The sequence below is a fragment of the Dermabacter sp. HMSC08H10 genome (assembly GCF_001807585.1).
In the GTDB taxonomy this organism is placed as follows: domain Bacteria; phylum Actinomycetota; class Actinomycetes; order Actinomycetales; family Dermabacteraceae; genus Dermabacter; species Dermabacter hominis.
In genome coordinates this window covers 88,116-104,768 of the sequence record NZ_KV789425.1, presented here as the reverse complement: position 1 = coordinate 104,768, position 16,653 = coordinate 88,116, and the positions used below count along the sequence as shown (strand labels likewise).

The 16,653-nt window shown below is 64.5% G+C and carries 15 protein-coding genes; 13 read left to right on the top strand and 2 right to left on the bottom strand.

The window, feature by feature from the left end:
• Nucleotides 1-11 precede the first annotated feature (11 nt).
• From HMPREF3176_RS06200 to HMPREF3176_RS06180, 5 genes are all read left to right on the top strand, one after another.
• Entirely contained in the window at nucleotides 12-1,007 is a 996-nt protein-coding gene (locus HMPREF3176_RS06200; RefSeq protein WP_246826685.1) for a phosphatidate cytidylyltransferase, read from the top strand.
• A complete protein-coding gene (gene rlmN, locus HMPREF3176_RS06195; protein ID WP_070458957.1) occupies nucleotides 1,000-2,265 on the top strand; it encodes a dual-specificity RNA methyltransferase RlmN in 1,266 nt (421 codons plus the stop codon). The genes HMPREF3176_RS06200 and rlmN overlap by 8 nt, the downstream gene beginning before the upstream one ends.
• Nucleotides 2,266-2,385: 120 nt before the next feature.
• The gene (locus HMPREF3176_RS06190) at nucleotides 2,386-2,934 is read left to right on the top strand and encodes a DivIVA domain-containing protein (RefSeq protein ID WP_070458955.1); all 549 of its coding nucleotides are present in this window, start codon (nucleotides 2,386-2,388) and stop codon (nucleotides 2,932-2,934) included.
• On the top strand, nucleotides 2,934-4,271 hold the full coding sequence (locus HMPREF3176_RS06185; RefSeq protein WP_070458953.1) for a M50 family metallopeptidase: 1,338 nt from the start codon (nucleotides 2,934-2,936) through the stop codon (nucleotides 4,269-4,271). Before HMPREF3176_RS06190 ends, HMPREF3176_RS06185 begins: the two co-directional genes overlap by 1 nt.
• Nucleotides 4,268-5,137, top strand: a complete 870-nt coding sequence (locus HMPREF3176_RS06180; RefSeq protein ID WP_016663041.1) for a GNAT family N-acetyltransferase — start codon at nucleotides 4,268-4,270, stop codon at nucleotides 5,135-5,137. Before HMPREF3176_RS06185 ends, HMPREF3176_RS06180 begins: the two co-directional genes overlap by 4 nt.
• Here the strand turns inward: HMPREF3176_RS06180 and HMPREF3176_RS06175 are convergent.
• Nucleotides 5,134-5,886 carry a GTP pyrophosphokinase gene (locus HMPREF3176_RS06175; RefSeq protein ID WP_070458951.1) on the bottom strand — a complete coding sequence of 251 codons (753 nt, stop codon included), beginning with the start codon at nucleotides 5,884-5,886 and terminating at the stop codon, nucleotides 5,134-5,136. The two genes, HMPREF3176_RS06180 and HMPREF3176_RS06175, sit on opposite strands and share 4 nt — an antisense overlap.
• A 144-nt stretch (nucleotides 5,887-6,030) precedes the next feature.
• Here HMPREF3176_RS06175 and HMPREF3176_RS06170 point away from each other — a divergent pair, with 144 nt between their 5' ends.
• On the top strand, nucleotides 6,031-7,797 hold the full coding sequence (locus HMPREF3176_RS06170) for a proline--tRNA ligase (RefSeq protein WP_070458950.1): 1,767 nt from the start codon (nucleotides 6,031-6,033) through the stop codon (nucleotides 7,795-7,797).
• A gap of 12 nt (nucleotides 7,798-7,809) precedes the next feature.
• Here HMPREF3176_RS06170 and HMPREF3176_RS06165 read toward each other — a convergent pair whose 3' ends face one another.
• The gene (locus HMPREF3176_RS06165) at nucleotides 7,810-8,856 is read right to left on the bottom strand and encodes a DUF4439 domain-containing protein (RefSeq protein ID WP_070458948.1); all 1,047 of its coding nucleotides are present in this window, start codon (nucleotides 8,854-8,856) and stop codon (nucleotides 7,810-7,812) included.
• Nucleotides 8,857-8,952: 96 nt separating this feature from the next.
• Here HMPREF3176_RS06165 and rimP point away from each other — a divergent pair, with 96 nt between their 5' ends.
• From rimP to truB, 7 genes are all read left to right on the top strand, one after another.
• Nucleotides 8,953-9,498: a ribosome maturation factor RimP gene (gene rimP / locus HMPREF3176_RS06160; RefSeq protein ID WP_070458946.1), complete on the top strand. Its 546-nt coding sequence runs from the start codon at nucleotides 8,953-8,955 to the stop codon at nucleotides 9,496-9,498.
• Between the two features lie 51 nt (nucleotides 9,499-9,549).
• Entirely contained in the window at nucleotides 9,550-10,518 is a 969-nt protein-coding gene (gene nusA / locus HMPREF3176_RS06155) for a transcription termination factor NusA (RefSeq protein ID WP_016663036.1), read from the top strand.
• 208 nt (nucleotides 10,519-10,726) lie between these two features.
• Nucleotides 10,727-11,020, top strand: a complete 294-nt coding sequence (locus HMPREF3176_RS10065) for a YlxR family protein (protein ID WP_255348412.1) — start codon at nucleotides 10,727-10,729, stop codon at nucleotides 11,018-11,020.
• A gap of 90 nt (nucleotides 11,021-11,110) precedes the next feature.
• The gene (gene infB / locus HMPREF3176_RS06150; RefSeq protein WP_016663035.1) at nucleotides 11,111-13,990 is read left to right on the top strand and encodes a translation initiation factor IF-2; all 2,880 of its coding nucleotides are present in this window, start codon (nucleotides 11,111-11,113) and stop codon (nucleotides 13,988-13,990) included.
• A gap of 89 nt (nucleotides 13,991-14,079) precedes the next feature.
• Entirely contained in the window at nucleotides 14,080-15,198 is a 1,119-nt protein-coding gene (locus HMPREF3176_RS06145) for a TRM11 family SAM-dependent methyltransferase (protein ID WP_083286281.1), read from the top strand.
• Nucleotides 15,199-15,233: 35 nt separating this feature from the next.
• Nucleotides 15,234-15,686: a 30S ribosome-binding factor RbfA gene (gene rbfA, locus HMPREF3176_RS06140; RefSeq protein WP_016663033.1), complete on the top strand. Its 453-nt coding sequence runs from the start codon at nucleotides 15,234-15,236 to the stop codon at nucleotides 15,684-15,686.
• Complete coding sequence (truB, locus tag HMPREF3176_RS06135; RefSeq protein ID WP_070458944.1) at nucleotides 15,679-16,638, top strand: tRNA pseudouridine(55) synthase TruB; 960 nt, start codon at nucleotides 15,679-15,681, stop codon at nucleotides 16,636-16,638. The genes rbfA and truB overlap by 8 nt, the downstream gene beginning before the upstream one ends.
• Nucleotides 16,639-16,653 lie beyond the last annotated feature (15 nt).

Sequence of the window (16,653 nt, the reverse complement as noted above, 5' to 3'; positions counted from 1 at the left end):
CCTCATCGTTCGTGAATACACGCCACGGTCGTCGACGCGCCGTGCCTGGCAATGAGCCGGGCACGGCCGTTGCCGTATCGGAAAGCACTTCGCCCGAGGTTCCGCTTGCGGCCTCCGAGGCTCTCGTGAGTGAAGAGCGGCTCGTCGCCGAGGTTTCCGAGCTGCCCGCTGCGACACATGCGCGCACGCCCCGAGCCGGGCGGAACCTTCCCGCCGCGATCGCCGTCGGGCTTGCTCTCGTGGCGCTTTTGTACGGGTGCATTTATGTGCTCCCGGCTCTGTTCACGCCCGTGGTTGCCATCGCGGTCGTCATCGCGACCCTCGAGGTCGCGAACGCCCTCGAGGGTGCGCGCCTGCGAGTTCCCTCGATCCCGCTGCTTGTCGCGAGCGTTGGCGTGGCGGTGTCGGCGTGGCAGTACGGCGCCTCGGGACTTCTCGTGTCCACGATCGTGGGAGCGATCGTGCTCATCATGTGGCGCACGACGGAGGCGACGGGCCTCATGGCGCTGCGGGACACTGTAGCGGGCATCTTCGCGCTTTTGTGGGTGCCGTTTATGGCGAGCTTCACGATCCTTCTCATGGCGCAGCCGAACGGCGCGAACAAGGTCATGTTTGCCCTCGTGGTTCCCATCATGAACGACACGTGCGGCTACGCCGTAGGGGTCCTGTTTGGCAAACATCCCATGGCTCCGAGCATCAGTCCGAAGAAGTCGTGGGAGGGCTTTGCGGGCTCTCTCGTGGGTGGCATCGCCGCTGCGGGCCTCATCGGTCACGTGTGGCTTCCCGATATTGGCTTCGGGTGGGGTCTTGCATTCGGCGCGGTCATGGTGGTCGTGTCCACCATCGGGGACTTGAGTGAGTCTCTGCTCAAGCGCGACCTGCGCATTAAAGACATGGGGCAGCTGCTTCCGGGGCACGGCGGCATGATGGACCGCCTCGATTCGATGCTTCTCACCGCCCCGACCGTGTACATTCTTCTCGCGATTGTGGAGGCCATCAGTGGTTGAGAATCCCACGCCCAAGCTCGATGTTGCGAAGGATCTTTCGCGCGAGGTCGTCAAGGGGGAGCCCGTAAGGCTCGCCCCCGGTCAGCTTCAGTTGCGGCCGACGCGCCGAGGCAAGCCGCCGGCACACCTCGCGGATCTCACTCTCGACGAGCGCGCCGAAGCCGTGAGGGACATGGGGCTTCCCGCCTTTCGCGCAAAGCAGCTGTCGAAGCACTATTTTGAGCATTTCACGACCGACCCTGACGACATGACCGACCTCCCGAAGGGGGATCGTTTAGCCCTCGTGGAGCGGTTCTTCCCAACGCTCCTCACAAAGGTCTCGCAGCAGAGCGCAGATCAGGGCATGACCCAAAAGTTCCTGTGGCGCCTGTTCGACGGCTCGCTCGTCGAGTCGGTCCTCATGCGCTATTCGAATCGCGTAACGCTGTGCATTTCCTCCGAGGCCGGTTGCGGTATGAACTGCCCGTTTTGTGCGACCGGCCAGATGGGCCTCACGAGGAACCTTTCCGCAGCGGAGATCCTCGAGCAAGTGCGCATCGCGAACCTTCTGCTTTCGCGTGGCGAGATCCCCGGTGGTGAAGGCCGCGTCACGAACATCGTCTTTATGGGCATGGGGGAGCCGCTCGCGAACTACCGTGCCGTCGCAACGACGTGCCAGAGGCTCAACGCCCCCGCGCCCGAGGGGTTTGGGATGGGAGCGCGGCACATTACCGTGTCGACTGTGGGGCTCGCTCCTGCCGTGCGAAAGCTCATCAAGGAAGAGATTCCCGTGACGCTCGCCGTGTCGCTCCACGCGCCCGACGACGAGCTTCGCAACGAGCTCGTTCCCATTAATCAACGCTTCGACGTCGACGACATTCTTGATGCGGCGTGGGAGTACTTCGAGGCGACCGGTCGGCGCGTGTCGATCGAGTACGCACTCATTCGCGATATCAATGACCAGGCCGAGCGTGCGGAGCTCCTCGCCAAGCGTCTCATCGCGCGCGGGGGCGCCCACTGGGTGCACGTCAATCCAATCCCGCTCAACCCGGTCAAGGGGTCGAAGTGGACGGCCTCGGATCCGTGGGTGGAGCGCACGTTCGTGGAAACACTGCGTGAACACGGAATTTCCGCGACGATTCGGGATACGCGCGGTAGCGATATTGACGGTGCGTGCGGACAGCTTGCCGCGACCGTCGTGGAAACTGATGCGCGCCGCGAGGACCGTGAGGCTCGCGTGGCGAGGGTTGAGGAAATCGCGCGCGGTACCGGCGCGTGATTTCGGGGCCGACGCTTGCCGGCCTTTCGCGTATCCAAGCATTACAGTGGTGCAAGGGCGATCTATTGAGCGCCCCGGTTATGTCGCGTGAGCATCCCCGTCGAGGGAGGGAGCAAGTAGATGAGTACGGCTTTTAAGCGTGCCGGACGTTTCACCTTTGGCTACAACGTCGAGGAGGTCGATGACTTCCTGTTGCGCGCGCGTGCTGCGTACGAGGGCCGCGACGGCTCCTTCCAACCAGCCGATGTGATCACCGCGAAGTTTTCAACCGAGCGTGGCGGCTACGACATGCTCGCCGTCGATGAGGCCCTTGATCGCCTCTCGGATGCGTTTGCGCTCCAGTACCGTGATGAAGCAATCGAGCGCGATGGTGAAGAGGCGTGGATCGCGGCGCTCACGGAGCGCGCGGAGGTTCTCCAGGAGCGCCTCTCCCGACCTGCGGGCGAGCGTTTCCGCCCCGCTGGCCAGGGCGAACGGGCTTACGATTGCGAAGACGTCGATGCCCTGTGCGATCAGCTCCACGCTTATTTCACGGACGGCTTCGCGATGAGCGTCGATGACGTGCGTCGAGCAGCGTTCCGCGCCCGTAAAGGCGCCGAGGGCTATCAGGAGGCCGTCGTGGATGTGTACCTCGATCACGTTGCCGACGTGATGGCTTCCGTTCCGTGATGCCCCTTTTCTACGCGCTCGGCGTCCTCTTGATGGTTGCCGGGCTCGGGCTCTCGATCGCCCTTCACGAGATCGGTCATCTCGTTCCCGCGAAGCGCTTCGGCGTGCGCGTGACCCAGTACATGATCGGTTTTGGACCCACGCTGTTCTCGCGCGTGAAAGGGGAGACCGAATACGGGATCAAAGCGATTCCGCTAGGCGGCTACATCCGCATGATCGGTATGTTCCCGCCTCACAAGGGCGAGGACCCCAACGTTATCCGCGAGGATTCGACGGGGTTCTTTCAGCAGATGAGCGAGGAGGCCAAGCAGTGGGACTCGAGCCAGTACTCGGCTGAGGATCGTCACCGCACCTTCGTCGCCTTGAGCGTGCCGAAGAAGCTCGTCGTTATGCTCGGCGGCCCCACGATGAATCTCCTGATCGCGATCGTCCTCACCGCGATCGTCCTGAGCGGCTTCGGCCTGCCGAACGTGACGGCGAAGGTCGCTGCCGTCTCGCAATGTGTCGTGCCCGCGAATGCACCCGCAGATGTGTCGTGCGAGGGCATGCCCGAAGCACCTGCCTTCGCCGCGGGGATCAAACCCGGGGACGTGATCACCTCGGTCGACGGGACTCGAGTCGCGAACTTTCACGAGATGAGCACGGTGATTAGGAAGCACCCTGACGACGAAGTCGACATCGGGCTCGTACGCGACGGTCAAGCAATGACCGTGACGGCAACTCCAGTCGCGAACACGGTCGTCGCAAGCGATGACTCGGGTGAGCCGATTAAGAATGCCGACGGTTCCTACGCGACCGTTGAAGCTGGTTTTCTCGGTGTGACCGGCACACAGGAGCTCACCCCGCGGCCTCTGACGGAGGTTCCCGGTGCCGTATGGGACCAATTCGTGGGGACCGGCAAAGTCGTCGTGACCCTTCCCGTGCGCGTGTGGGAAATCGGCAAGGCAGTGTTGAGCAGCGAAGAACGCGATCCGAATGGCCCGATGGGGGTCGTGGGCGTGAGCAGGCTCGCCGGCGAGATCGTGTCGCAGGACTCGCCCGGATTCTCCCTCAAGGAGAAAACGTGGACGTTCCTGTCGATGCTCGGCTCGCTCAACATGGCGCTTTTCGTCTTCAACCTTGTGCCGCTCATGCCGCTGGATGGCGGCCACGTCGCAGCGGCGCTGTACGAGGCGGCGCGGCGGCGCCTCGCCAAGTTGCGAGGGAAGGCGGATCCCGGACCCGTCGATGCCTCGCGCATGCTGCCCGTCACGAATGTCATCGCGATCGCCTTCATTCTCATGAGCATCCTGTTGATCTACGCCGATATCGTGAAGCCGGTGACCCTTTTCAGGTGAGTGTCCTGTCGAATCTGTGGCGCAGGCGCCCCGCAGACATCAGCCCCCTGCAAGGGCAGTGGCTCGGTCCTGCTCGTGAAGCGATGCAGAGCGAAGCGCACGTGAGCACGCTCGCCTCCGCTCGGTTCGAGGAACTTGCGGCGGTTGGTCGCAGCGGCTCCGAGTTTGCGGTGCTCACGCGCGGCAGCGAGATCCGGGGAATTCTGTGGCATGGCGTGAGCGCTAGCGTTCTCGCTCCCGATTCTTTCGACGCTGTCGAGCGCTTATCGCGGCACGCTCTCGCGCTCTCGACGCGTTACTCGTCGATCGTGGCGGAACGCAGCATCGCGATGCACATGTGGGAGGTTATGCGCGAGGGCCTTCCGCCTGAGCGCGAAGTGCGCGAGAGTCAGCCTCTTCTGGAGTATTGCGCCGGGCAACCGTCGGACCTCCCCTCCACGGGCGTGGTGGCGGCTGACACCCGCGACCTGGACCGGGTGTTTCCCGCTGCCGTCGCGATGTTTCGCGAGGAGGTGGGCACGGATCCCTGCCGCGGGGATGGCGGGCGCGGCTACCGCAACCGGGTCGAGTATCTGCTGCGCGAGCGTCGGACGTATATCGCGCGCGATGGTGAGCGGATTGTGTTTAAGGCCGATCTCGGTGCGCTCTTTGGCGGGGTTGCCCAAGTACACGGCGTGTGGATTGATCCCGCGTACCGCGGCCAAGGGCTCGCAGCGCCCTTCATGCGGGGCACAGCAGAGCTCATTCGTCGCGACCACGCACCCCGCGTCACCCTCTACGTGAACTCTTTCAACGTTCGCGCGAGACGCGCCTACGAGCGTGCGGGCTTCAGGCCGATTGGCGCACTCGCCACCGTGCTGTTCTAGGCGCTTGCGCGTCCCGGAAGAGGCGGCCCCTCGATCTGATCGCGCACGATCCCCATCTGCTCATCGAGGCTCGCGGCAGTCGCGGCGATCTCGATGAGTTTTTCGCGCATCTCGGCAGGCAGTTCGCCTTGATACTTGTACTTGAGCTCGTGTTCGGCGCTCGCCCAAAAGTCCATGGCAATCGTGCGGATCTGTACCTCGATCGGTACATCGATCGTGCGGGTCGAGAGAAACACGGGAACCTCGAGAATGAGGTGAAGAGAGCGGTAACCGCTCGGCTTGACGTTCGCGATGTAGTCCTTCTCTTCGAGAAGAGTGATGTCGGGCTGCGAGGCGAGCGCGTGAGCAACGAGGTAGCAGTCCTGGACGTAGCTACATGTGACGCGCACGCCGCCGATGTCGCGGATGCGGTTGCGGATCTCGTCGAGATCGGGTGGGCACTGCGTGCGCACGAGCTTGCCGAGCAGCGAATCCATCGATTTCACGCGCGTCTTTACGTGCTCGATGGGGTTGTGCGGGGTCGTCACATCCCATTCGCCCGAAAGGATTTCGATCTTCGTCAGGATCTCCTTGAGGCCGAATTCGTACGGCATCATGAACCCCTCGAGCTTCTCGCGTACGACCTGCATAAGGCGATCCGGGTCGCCTTCGATCTCTTCGCGAATCGACTCGCCTTCGCCGATGAGGGCGCGCAAATATGCCATCGAGGGCGACGGCGCGATACCCGAGAGCGTGAGCGGCTCAGACATGTCATCCTTCCCGTGGTGACGAGTGACACTCCACGATACGCGCTCAGCCCTGGGATTTTGTGGGGTGCGTGCGGTGCGCCCACTAGACTGTGAGGGCCTGAGGAATTCACCTCGAAACCCCTGTTGCCAGGAGGACAACGCCCCATGCTTCGCATGTCATCGAGCTTCATTCGCACGCTTCGAGAGGACCCGGCCGAAGCCGAGTTCGCGAGTCACAAGCTTCTCGTCCGTGCCGGCTATATTCGCCGCACGGCCCCGGGAATCTACACGTGGCTTCCCCTTGGGCTCAAGGTCCTGCGCAAGGTCGAGACGATCGTGCGTGAAGAAATGGATGCCGCCGGCAGCCATGAGATTCTCTTTCCCGCGCTTTTGCCGCGCGAGCCCTACGAGGAAACGAACCGCTGGAGCGAGTACGGCGACAACCTCTTCAGGCTCACGGATCGCAAGGGTGCCGATATGCTCCTCGGCCCCACTCACGAGGAAATGTTTACCCTCGCGGTGAAAGACCTCTTCACGTCGTACAAGGACCTGCCCATTTCGCTCTATCAGGTGCAAACCAAGTACCGCGACGAAGCGCGCCCGCGTGCGGGCCTGCTGCGCGTTCGCGAGTTCATCATGAAGGACGCCTACAGCTTCGACATCGACGACGAAGGACTCGAGCGTTCCTACATGATTATGCGCGGGGCCTACCAGCGGGTCTTCGCTCGCCTCGGCCTTGAGATCGTCATTGCTCAGGCGGATGCGGGAGCGATGGGCGGCTCCCGCTCCGAAGAATTCCTCCACCCGACACCGGTGGGCGAAGATACGTTTGCGCTCAGCCCCGCGGGCTACGCCGCGAATGTTGAGGCCGTGACGACGGTCGCCGGAGAGCCCCTCGATGCAGACGCCATCGCAGCCCTCCCCGTCGCACGCGAGATCGAGACACCAGGCGTCACGACGATCGACGCTCTCGTCTCATTCCTCAACGAGAACGCCCCGCGCGAGGACTCTCGCGCGTGGGAGGCGGCCGATACCCTCAAGGCACTCGTGTATGTCGAAAAGACTCCCGAAGGCGAAGAGTCCCCGCTTCTCGTCATGATTCCGGGAGATCGCCAGGCGGATGAGAAGCGCCTCGAGACGGCCCTTGCCCCGAACGAGGTGCGTCCCTTCACTGACGAGGACTTCGCTAAGTACCCGAACGTGAAGAAGGGCTACATCGGGCCGCAGGGATGGGGCCTTGAGGCCAACGGCTATCGACTCCTGCTCGACCCGCGCGCCGTGGATGGCACGAGCTGGGTCACGGGCGCGAACCGCGAGGGCGCGCATGCGCTTGGGGTGGTCGCCGGCCGCGACTTCGTGGCCGATGGTTTCGCCGAGGTCGCCGAGGTTCGTGACGGCGATCCTTCCCCGGACGGTTCGGGTCCGCTCACCCTGACGCGCGGCATGGAGATGGGGCACATCTTCCAACTCGGTCGCAAGTACGCCGAGGCTCTTGGCCTCAAGGTTCTTGACGAGAACGGCAAGCAGCAGGTCGTGACGATGGGCTCCTATGGCATCGGCGTGACTCGCGCCGTCGCCGCGATTGCCGAGACCAATCACGACGAGAAGGGCCTCGCCTGGCCGCGCGCGGTTGCGCCGCTCGACGTTCACGTTCTCGCGACCGGAAAGAACCAGGAGGTCTTCGAGAAGGCCGAGGAGATCGCCGCCGCGCTCGAGGCCGAGGGCTTTGACGTACTGTACGACGATCGCCCGAAGGTCTCACCCGGCGTGAAGTTTAAGGACGCCGAACTGCTCGGCCTGCCCACGACCGTCGTCGTGGGTCGCGGGCTCGAGAAGGGCGTTGTCGAGGTGCGCGATCGCCGCAGTGGGGCGAGCCGCGAAGTTCCCGTCGAGGCGGCCCTCGCGGAGATCCTCGCCGAGCTGCGCGCCTAGGGCGCCGGTGGTTTAGCTCTCGCCCTCGTCGATCCCCGGGAACGGGGGGAGGGTTTCGCGCAGCGCCTCGAGTGCCTTCGCGCTCTCGAGGGCTGCCGTGAGGAACGGCGCGCGTTCGCTCAAGGGTGCCAGCCCCGCGAGTTCGACCGCATTGGTGAGCGTGCGAGAGGTGGCTTTGAGGCGTAGGTTCGCGGCCCCTTCCGCATCGAGCGGGCGAGGCAGGGCGTACCCCGCCTCGCGAGCAACCAGGGGCAGTCCAAGGTGCTCGGCGACCTCGCCGAACGTCTCAGCGCGTGAGGCGTGGACGTTAGCCGCCTTGAGGTACGCCTCACGCTGATCAGCTTTGACGCGAGTGGCTGCGACCTCGAGGGCGTAGGCCGCGAAGTTTTCGTCGGTCTGCGCTCGCTCGAGGGGGGTCTCAATGAGGTGAGTCTCAGCGGCTTCGGGTGGATCAATCGCGGGGACCTCGCGACTGGGTTCCATATCCGTAAAGGGCTTGGGAGCACTGACGCCCGCGACGGCGGCAGCTTTCGCGACGCGGGTAAGCCTCAGAGCGGCCCACTCGGTCCACGCGCTCCCCGCGGCGCACAGATCCGCGAAGTCTCCCGAGACCTGAATGGTCGCGTGGGCGTAGAGGTCGCGCAGGGCCGCGAGGCCGCGTGCCGCGTCGAGCATGGCGCGCTCGACGGGGGCCTGCGTGCCGGCAGCTGCGCTCTCGTGGGCGGATCCCCCCTTTTCGGTGCGATTCGCCTCAGCCGAGGCAATTTTCTCCTGTTCGGCGCCCGTGCGGAGTGCTCGCTGGTGGGTCGCGATCGCAGACGTCAGGAACGACGGGAAATCTTCGTGCGGGCGAGCGGTCTCGAGAATGCCCGCGAGGTCCGTCACAGACGTGAGGAGTTCCGTGCGGTAGATCTCGTCTATCCCCGGGGGCGGGGGTGTGTAGGTTTCGCGCTGGCCGATCGCGATGCGCGTGGGACCCGTGCAGCTCGCCAGTAGCGGCGCCGCGAGGATTCCCGCGAGAAACCCGCGCCTGGCCAGGCCTTTTGTTACGTGCCTCATGCGGCTCCTCGTTCCCGGATGTGCCACCATGTTCAGCACATTATGATCTCGGTGTCCCACTCTATTGGGTACGGACGAGCGCGCGAAAGGAGCCCCATGGAGACGAACGCCACCTCCGCTAAGGCCGGTCAGGTTGAGACACTCTCGAAGGCCTTCGCGCCCATCGTCGAGGGGCACGGACTCGTTGTCGAGCATCTCACCGTCAAAACACGAGGGGCCGCAACCCTTCTCGATGTCGTCGTCGATCTTCCCGAAGATGAAATCGGGAGCGCCGATCTCGATACCCTGACCGACGTGTCGCGCGAGCTTTCTGACCTCCTCGACGCTGATACGTCACTTATTGGGGAAGGACCTTCGACGCTCGAGGTCACGACCCCGGGCGTGTTTCGGCCCCTGACCGAAATTCGCCACTTTAAGCGCGCCCGCACCCGTCTTCTCGACGTTGAAGACACCTCGGGGCGTACCTTTCTTGGCCGCCTCGAGGACGTTGAGGGCGAACAGCTCGTGTTTGACGTGCAGAAACCGCCGCACGTTCCGAAGAAGGCCGCGAAGGCGGCGCCGGCAGGCAAAGTGCCGCCGGGACCGCACCGGATGCACGTGTCCGACGTCGCCCGGGCCGAGGTTCATCTCGAGTTTCGTTAGTCCCGGACAGCCACCGCACATAATTGAAGAACAGATCATAAGGAGCACGCAATGGATATCGATATGGGAGCGCTTCGCGCGCTCGAACGCGAACGCGAGATCAGCATGGAGGTTCTCCTCGAGGCGATCGAGAGTGCCCTTCTTGCCGCCTACCAGCACACGCCGCACCCCGCGCGCGAGGCGCGCGTTGAGATCGACTCAAAGACGGGTGTGGTGACCGTCATCGCTCGCGATGTTGATGTCGATGGCGAGGTTGAAGAGTGGGATGACACGCCCGAGGGCTTTGGCCGCGTTGCTGCTTCGATCGCCCGTCAGGTGATTTTCCAGCGTATTCGCGCGCTCGAAGACGAGGCTGTTCTCGGCGAGTTTGCGGGCCGCGCTGATGACATCGTCTCTGGCGTCATTCAGCAGGGGCGTGACTCCCGAATGGTTCAGGTTGACCTCGGCAACGTCGAAGGCCTCCTTCCTCCGCACGAGCAGGTACCAGGCGAGAGCTACCCGCACGGCAAGCGCATCCGCGCCTACGTTGTCGATGCGCGACGTGGCCCGAAGGGACCCTCGATTACGCTTTCGCGCACCCACCCGAACTTCGTGCGCCGCCTTTTCGAGCTTGAAGTTCCCGAGATCGCCGACGGTACCGTGGAGATTGTCTCGCTCGCGCGCGAGTCGGGGCACCGCACGAAAATGGCGGTTCGCGCGAACGTCGCTGGGGTCAATGCGAAGGGAGCGTGCATCGGTCCTATGGGTGCGCGCGTGCGCTCGGTCATGAACGAACTCGAGGGGGAGAAGATCGACATCGTCGACTTTGACGACAACCCCGCGACGTACGTGGGTAATGCACTCAGCCCTGCGCGCGTCGCCTCTGTCGTCGTGACCGACGAAGTTAATCGACAGGTGCGCGCGGTTGTGCCAGACAATCAGCTTTCGCTCGCGATCGGCAAGGAAGGGCAGAACGCGCGCCTCGCCGCGAAGCTCACGGGTTGGCGAATCGACATTCGCACCGAGGGCCAGGAGGACTGAGAGGCGGTCGCTGAACCCCGGCGGCCCACGTGATAGTGCGCACGGCATCTCCGGCAATTCGTCTACGTTTTGCCAGCCGGGGGTAGACTAGAAGGGCTGATCATTCGTATTCGAGAGGGAAGTTGTCGCCATCACCGAGAATCACGCCGCACAGAGCTCGCGCTCACGTCGGCCCTCTCGCGCGGCACATCGACCGTCTCGCACGTGCGTGGGTTGCCGGGAAACCGGCGAACGCCACGCGATGATCCGCGTGGTCCGGGAGGAACAGGGAACATCCCTCAGCCTCGCTGTTGACCCGAGCGCGAGTGCCCACGGGCGCGGTGCCTGGGTTCATCCGGACCTCGCATGCATTGCTTTCGCTCTCACACGCGGCGGTTTCCAGCGCTCCTTCCGGGCGCCGGTAGACGTCGCGGCACTTGAACGGGAGGGAACTCTCGAGAGGGCGCGTGAGGCGATGACTCACCCCACACGGGGTGCCGAACCACATTTGGAAGCGGGATAACACCAATGGACATCCGATGAGTACTCGAAAATGAGCACCCTCAGGAACTAGTGGACCGCGCCTGCTCGGCGCGGCCGAGACAGGAGAATTGTGGCTAAACTTCGCGTCCACGAGCTCGCCAAAGAGCTGGGAATGCCAAGTAAAGAAGTCCTCGCGAAGCTCAATGACATGGGCGAATTCGTGACCAGTGCGTCCTCGACAATCGAGGCGCCCGTGGCCCGCCGTGTGCGTGCCGCGTTCCCGAACGCAGGAAAGAAGAAGGGCGAGGAGGCGTCGGAATCGAAGGGCGCCGCCAAGAAGCCCGCGCCCCGCAAGCCGGCCCCGAAGAAGGCTGCGGAACCGAGCGCTACCAAGGCGGAGCCGAAGCCGGCACCGAAGGCGGAGGCCGAGAGCCCCGCGCCGAAGCCGAAGGCCAGCACCGATGCGCCCGCGGCAAAGCCCGGTGCAGCACCCAAACCCGGTGCACGCTCGAACGCGCCGAAACCCGGCGCCCCCAAGCCAGGGGCCAAGCCCAAGGCCGATGCCGCCCCCGCACCGAGGCCCGGTGGCGCTCCCAAGCCCGGCGCTAACCGCCCCGGCCCGCGCCCCGGTGGCGCTCGTCCCGGCAATAACCCGTTTGCGTCCTCGCAGGGGATGCCGCGTCCGGGTGGTCGCCCCGGCAACAACCCGTTTGCCTCCTCCCAGGGCATGCCGCGTCCCGGCGGTCGTCCAGGCCCTCGCCCCGGCGGCGAGTCGCAGGGTGGTCCGCGCCCGCAGCGTCGCGACGGAGATTCGCGACCCTCGCGCGAGGGCCGCGGCAACGCACGTCCGTCTAACCGCGGGCCCCGCCCCAACCCGAACATGATGCCTGCGCACTCGCCGCAGGCCGAGAGCCAAGGTCGTCCCGCAGGCGGCAACGGTGGCCGCGGAGGTCGCGGTGGCCGTGGCCGCGGTGGCTTCGGCGGCGGTCCGGGCGGCCCCGGTGGCGCTCCCGGTCGTCCGGGTGGTCGCCCCGGTGGTGGCGGTCGCGGCGGTCGCCGTGGCGGCACCCAGGGCGCCTTTGGGCGTGGCGGCAAACCAGCCAAGAGCAGGAAGTCGAAGCGCGCAAAGCGCCAGGAATTCGAGCAGATGCAGGCTCCCGCACCGGGCGGCGTGCAGATCCCGCGCGGTGACGGCAATACCGTCATCCGCTTGCGCCGTGGTGCGACCCTGAGCGACTTCGCCGAGCGAATCGACGTCAACCCCGCCTCGCTCATCACCGTGCTGTTTGCGATGGGTGAGATGGCGACGGCAACCCAGTCGCTCGACGAAGACACGTTCCAGCTTCTCGGCGAGGAACTCGGTTACAAGATTCAAATCGTTTCTCCCGAGGACGAGGAGCGCGAGCTTCTCGAGCAGTTCGACATCGACCTCGAAGGTGAACTTGCTGAGGAGACGGAAGAGGACCTCGAGCCTCGCTCGCCCGTTGTCACCGTCATGGGTCACGTCGACCACGGTAAGACCCGCCTTCTCGATGCGATCCGACGCGCAAACGTAGGCCAGGGCGAAGCCGGCGGCATCACCCAGCACATCGGTGCCTACCAGGTGCAGGTGGAGCACGAAGGCGAAATGCGCCCCATCACGTTCATTGATACCCCCGGTCACGAAGCGTTCACCGCCATGCGTGCCCGTGGCGCCAAAGTCACGGACATCGCGATCCTCGTGGTGGCCGCTGACGACGGCGTGATGCCGCAGACGATCGAGGCGCTCAACCACGCGCAGGCCGCAGACGTGCCCGTCGTGGTGGCCGTCAACAAGATCGATAAGGAATCCGCGAACCCCGACAAGATCCGTGCCCAGCTCACCGAGTACAACCTGGTGGCTGAGGAATACGGCGGCGACACGATGTTCGTCGACGTCTCGGCGCGCGAAAACCTCCACATCGATGACCTTCTCGAGGCCGTCCTGCTTACCGCGGATGCTGCCCTCGAACTCAAGGCAAACCCGAACAAGGATGCCCGTGGTGTGGCGATCGAGGCGAGCCTCGACCGTGGCCGCGGCCCCGTCGCGACCGTGCTCGTCGAGCAGGGAACCCTGCGTGTCGGCGATGCGATCGTGTGTGGCACCGGCCATGGCCGCGTGCGCGCCATGATCGACGAAAACGGCAACCAGCTCGAAGAAGCAGGCCCATCGCGACCCGTTCAGGTGCTCGGCCTCAGCTCCGTTCCCGGCGCCGGTGACTCGTTCATCGTTGCCGCCGACGAGCGCATGGCACGCCAGATCGCCGAGAAGCGCGAGGCAGCTCAGCGCGCCGCGCAGCTGTCGAAGCGCCGCAAGCGCATGAGCCTCGAGGATCTCAAGGCGGCAATGGAAGAGGGCAAGATCGAGACCCTCAACCTCATCCTCAAGGGCGATGCCTCCGGTTCGGTCGAAGCCCTCGAAGAGGCGCTGCTCGGCATCGACGTGAGCGAGGACGTGCAGCTTCGCATCATCGATCGCGGCGTTGGTGCGATCACGATGAACAACATCAACCTCGCCGTTGCCTCGGATGCCGTCATCATCGGTTTCAATGTGCGTGCCGAAGGCCAGAACGCCGAGTACGCCGAGCGTGAAGGTGTCGAGATCAAGTACTACTCGGTCATCTACCGCGCGATCGAGGACATCGAGAACGCCCTTCTCGGCATGCTCAAGCCCGAGTACGAAGAGAAGGACACGGGCAGCGCGGAAATTCGCGAGATCTTCCGCTCCTCGAAGTTCGGCAACATCGCGGGTTCGCTCGTCATGTCTGGCACGATCAACCGCGGCTCGAAGGCTCGCATCACGCGCCAGGGCGTCGTGATCACGGAGGGCCTCGAGATCGCCGGTCTGCGTCGCTTCAAGGATGACGTGACCGAGGTCCGCGAGGGCTACGAGTGCGGTATCAACCTGGGCAGCTTCAACGACGTCCAGGAAGGCGACCTCATCACGACCTACGAAATGGTCGAGAAGCCGCGCGAAAAGAAGAAGGACTAATCGCCTTTCGGTGATAATGCGCGGGCGGCGCTTCGGTTGAGGCCGGGGCGCCGCCCGTTTCGCCGCCGTTGCCCCGCATGCTGCGGCACATGACGATGAACGGAGAGAACATGCGTGTCAATGTCCTCATCGCACCGAGCGCGAACAGGGTGTACGGGTTGGAAGCTCCGCGTCTCGCTGCAGCCGAACTTGCGTTCGTCCTCAACGAGGATGCTCCCGGCGTGCTCACGGGCACGAGCGACGTGCGCGAGGCGGGCCTCGATTTCCTCGCCCTCGACATCGACGATGAAGCGTGGGAACGCCCCGAAGTCCAGCGCGAGCTCGCGTTCGCCCTCGCCTACAGCCCGCACGTGTTTGCGGCTTTCGAGGAGGTCGGGCGCATGCCCGCCCCAACGGCGGATCGCACGTACGTGGATGAAAGTCCGACGCTTCCCTTGCTCCAGCCGATTCCGCTTCCGGACGTTGAGCGCTACCCGAGTACCCTGCTCACGACTCTCAAGTATCAGGGGAAAACAAATGAGCAGTTCACCGCGCTTCTTGTGCACCTCGCGGCGCACGCAGCAGGCAAAGCGCAGGCGCTGCGCGAGGGAACGTTGCGAGTCCTCGATCCAGTCGCGGGCCGCGGAACCACGCTCAACCAGGCGCTCATGTGGGGGCTGAGCCCCGTGGGCGTCGACCTCGACAAGAAGGACGCTGAGCTCTACCGCGCGTTCCTCACAACGTGGATGCGCGAGAATCGACTCAAGCACACGACGTCGGAGATGAAGCTCACCATCAATAAGAAAGCACTCGGGCGGCACTTTCATGCTGAGCTCGCCCGCTCGAAGAGCGATCAGCGCGCGGGGCGCAGCCAGAGCCTCGAGTTCTACACGGCGGATTCGACCGGACTCGATCACTTCCTCAAAGCCCGCAGCGCCGACGTGATCGTCGCAGACCTCCCTTACGGCGTGCAGCACGGTGCGAAGGTGGGCGCGCACCTCAGCCGCTCACCTCTTGATCTCTTGCGAAATGCCTTGCCTGCGTGGACTCGTGTTCTCGCCCGCGGCGGTTCCGTGGCGCTGGCCTACAATCGCCACACGACTTCCACGGATGACGTGCACGCTATCCTCAAGGAGCACGGGCTTACGAGCGCGGGGGAGGACTGCAACTTTAGGCACCGGGTCGATGCGTCAATCGACCGCGACATCGCGCTTGCGCGCAAGGCTTAGCGCGTCGAAACTTCCGATTACTCAAGGAGAGACCCATGAACGACAATCCCCGCGTACGGCGCCTCGCCGATCAGATTAAAAAGATCGTGGCCCGCACGCTCGATGAAAAAGTCAAGGACCCTCGTCTCGGTTTCGTGACGGTCACCGATGTTCGCCTCACCGGCGACGGTCAGCACGCCTCGATTTTCTACACCGTCTATGGAAGCGACGAGGAGCGAGCCGGGACCGCTGCCGCTCTCAAGGCCGCAAAGGGTATGCTGCGGAGTGCAGTGGGGCGCGGCATCACCGCGCGTCTCACTCCGTCTCTCGAGTTCTTCGAGGACACGATCCCGGAAACGTCGAAAACGATCGAGGATCTTCTCGTCGAAGCACACCACCGCGATAGCGAGCTTGAACGCGAACGTGCCGGCAAGCAGTTCGCGGGCGACGCCGATCCCTACCGCGTCCCCGGCGAGCATCTCGTGGATGACGACGAGGACGATGAGTAAAAAACGCGCGGGGCAGGGGCCTCACGGTTTCCTCCTCCTCGATAAGCCGGCGGGCCTGACGAGTCACGACGTTGTCGCGCGCGTGCGCTACCACCTCAATACGCGCAAGGTCGGCCACGCGGGCACGCTTGACCCCGCCGCGACGGGCCTCCTCCTTCTCGGCGTAGGGCACGGCACGAAGCTGCTCACCTATGCCGTGGGACTCGATAAGACCTATGAAGCGACGATTCGACTCGGGCAAGCGACCGTCACGGACGATGCGGAAGGTGAGCGGCTTGGCGACGTTGCCCCCGCGCATGAGCTGCGTGCGCTGAAGGAGGATCGCAGCAGGCTCGAGAGCGCCATCGGTGACCTTACGGGAGATATCGAGCAAGTCCCGAGCGCCGTGAGCGCAATCAAGGTGGGCGGCGTGCGCTCCTACGCCCGCGTGCGCGGGGGAGAGGAAGTCGAACTCGCCGCGCGCCCCATTCGCGTGGAGCGCTTCGAGATTCGTGATCTCCGCATGGCAGGAGACTTCCTCGACGTGGATTGCGTCGTGGACTGCAGCTCCGGCACCTACATCCGTGCGCTTGCACGCGACCTTGGCACCGCCCTCGGAGTAGGCGGGCACCTCACCGCTTTACGGCGCACGCGCGTGGGCGACTTCACCGTGGACAACGCCCAGCGAATTCCCGAGCGCGATGCGCCGCGCGCGGCAGAGGACCCCTCGGGAGGATTGCACCTCACGCCGCTGGGCGAAGCGGCCCTGTCGTTTTTGCCTTTGCTGCCCGTGAGCGAGCGCGAAGCTGCGGCGCTCAGATATGGGCAATGGATTGAGGCTCCTCAAGCGTCGGAACCCGAAACCTACCCGGCGGCCGCGATCGTGCCGCCCACGGGTGAGCTCGTGGCAATCGTCGAACCGGCCCCCAAAAGAGGCCTCCTCAAGAGCGCGAGCGTTGTACCGCGCCTCTAAAGCGCGCAGGTTCCC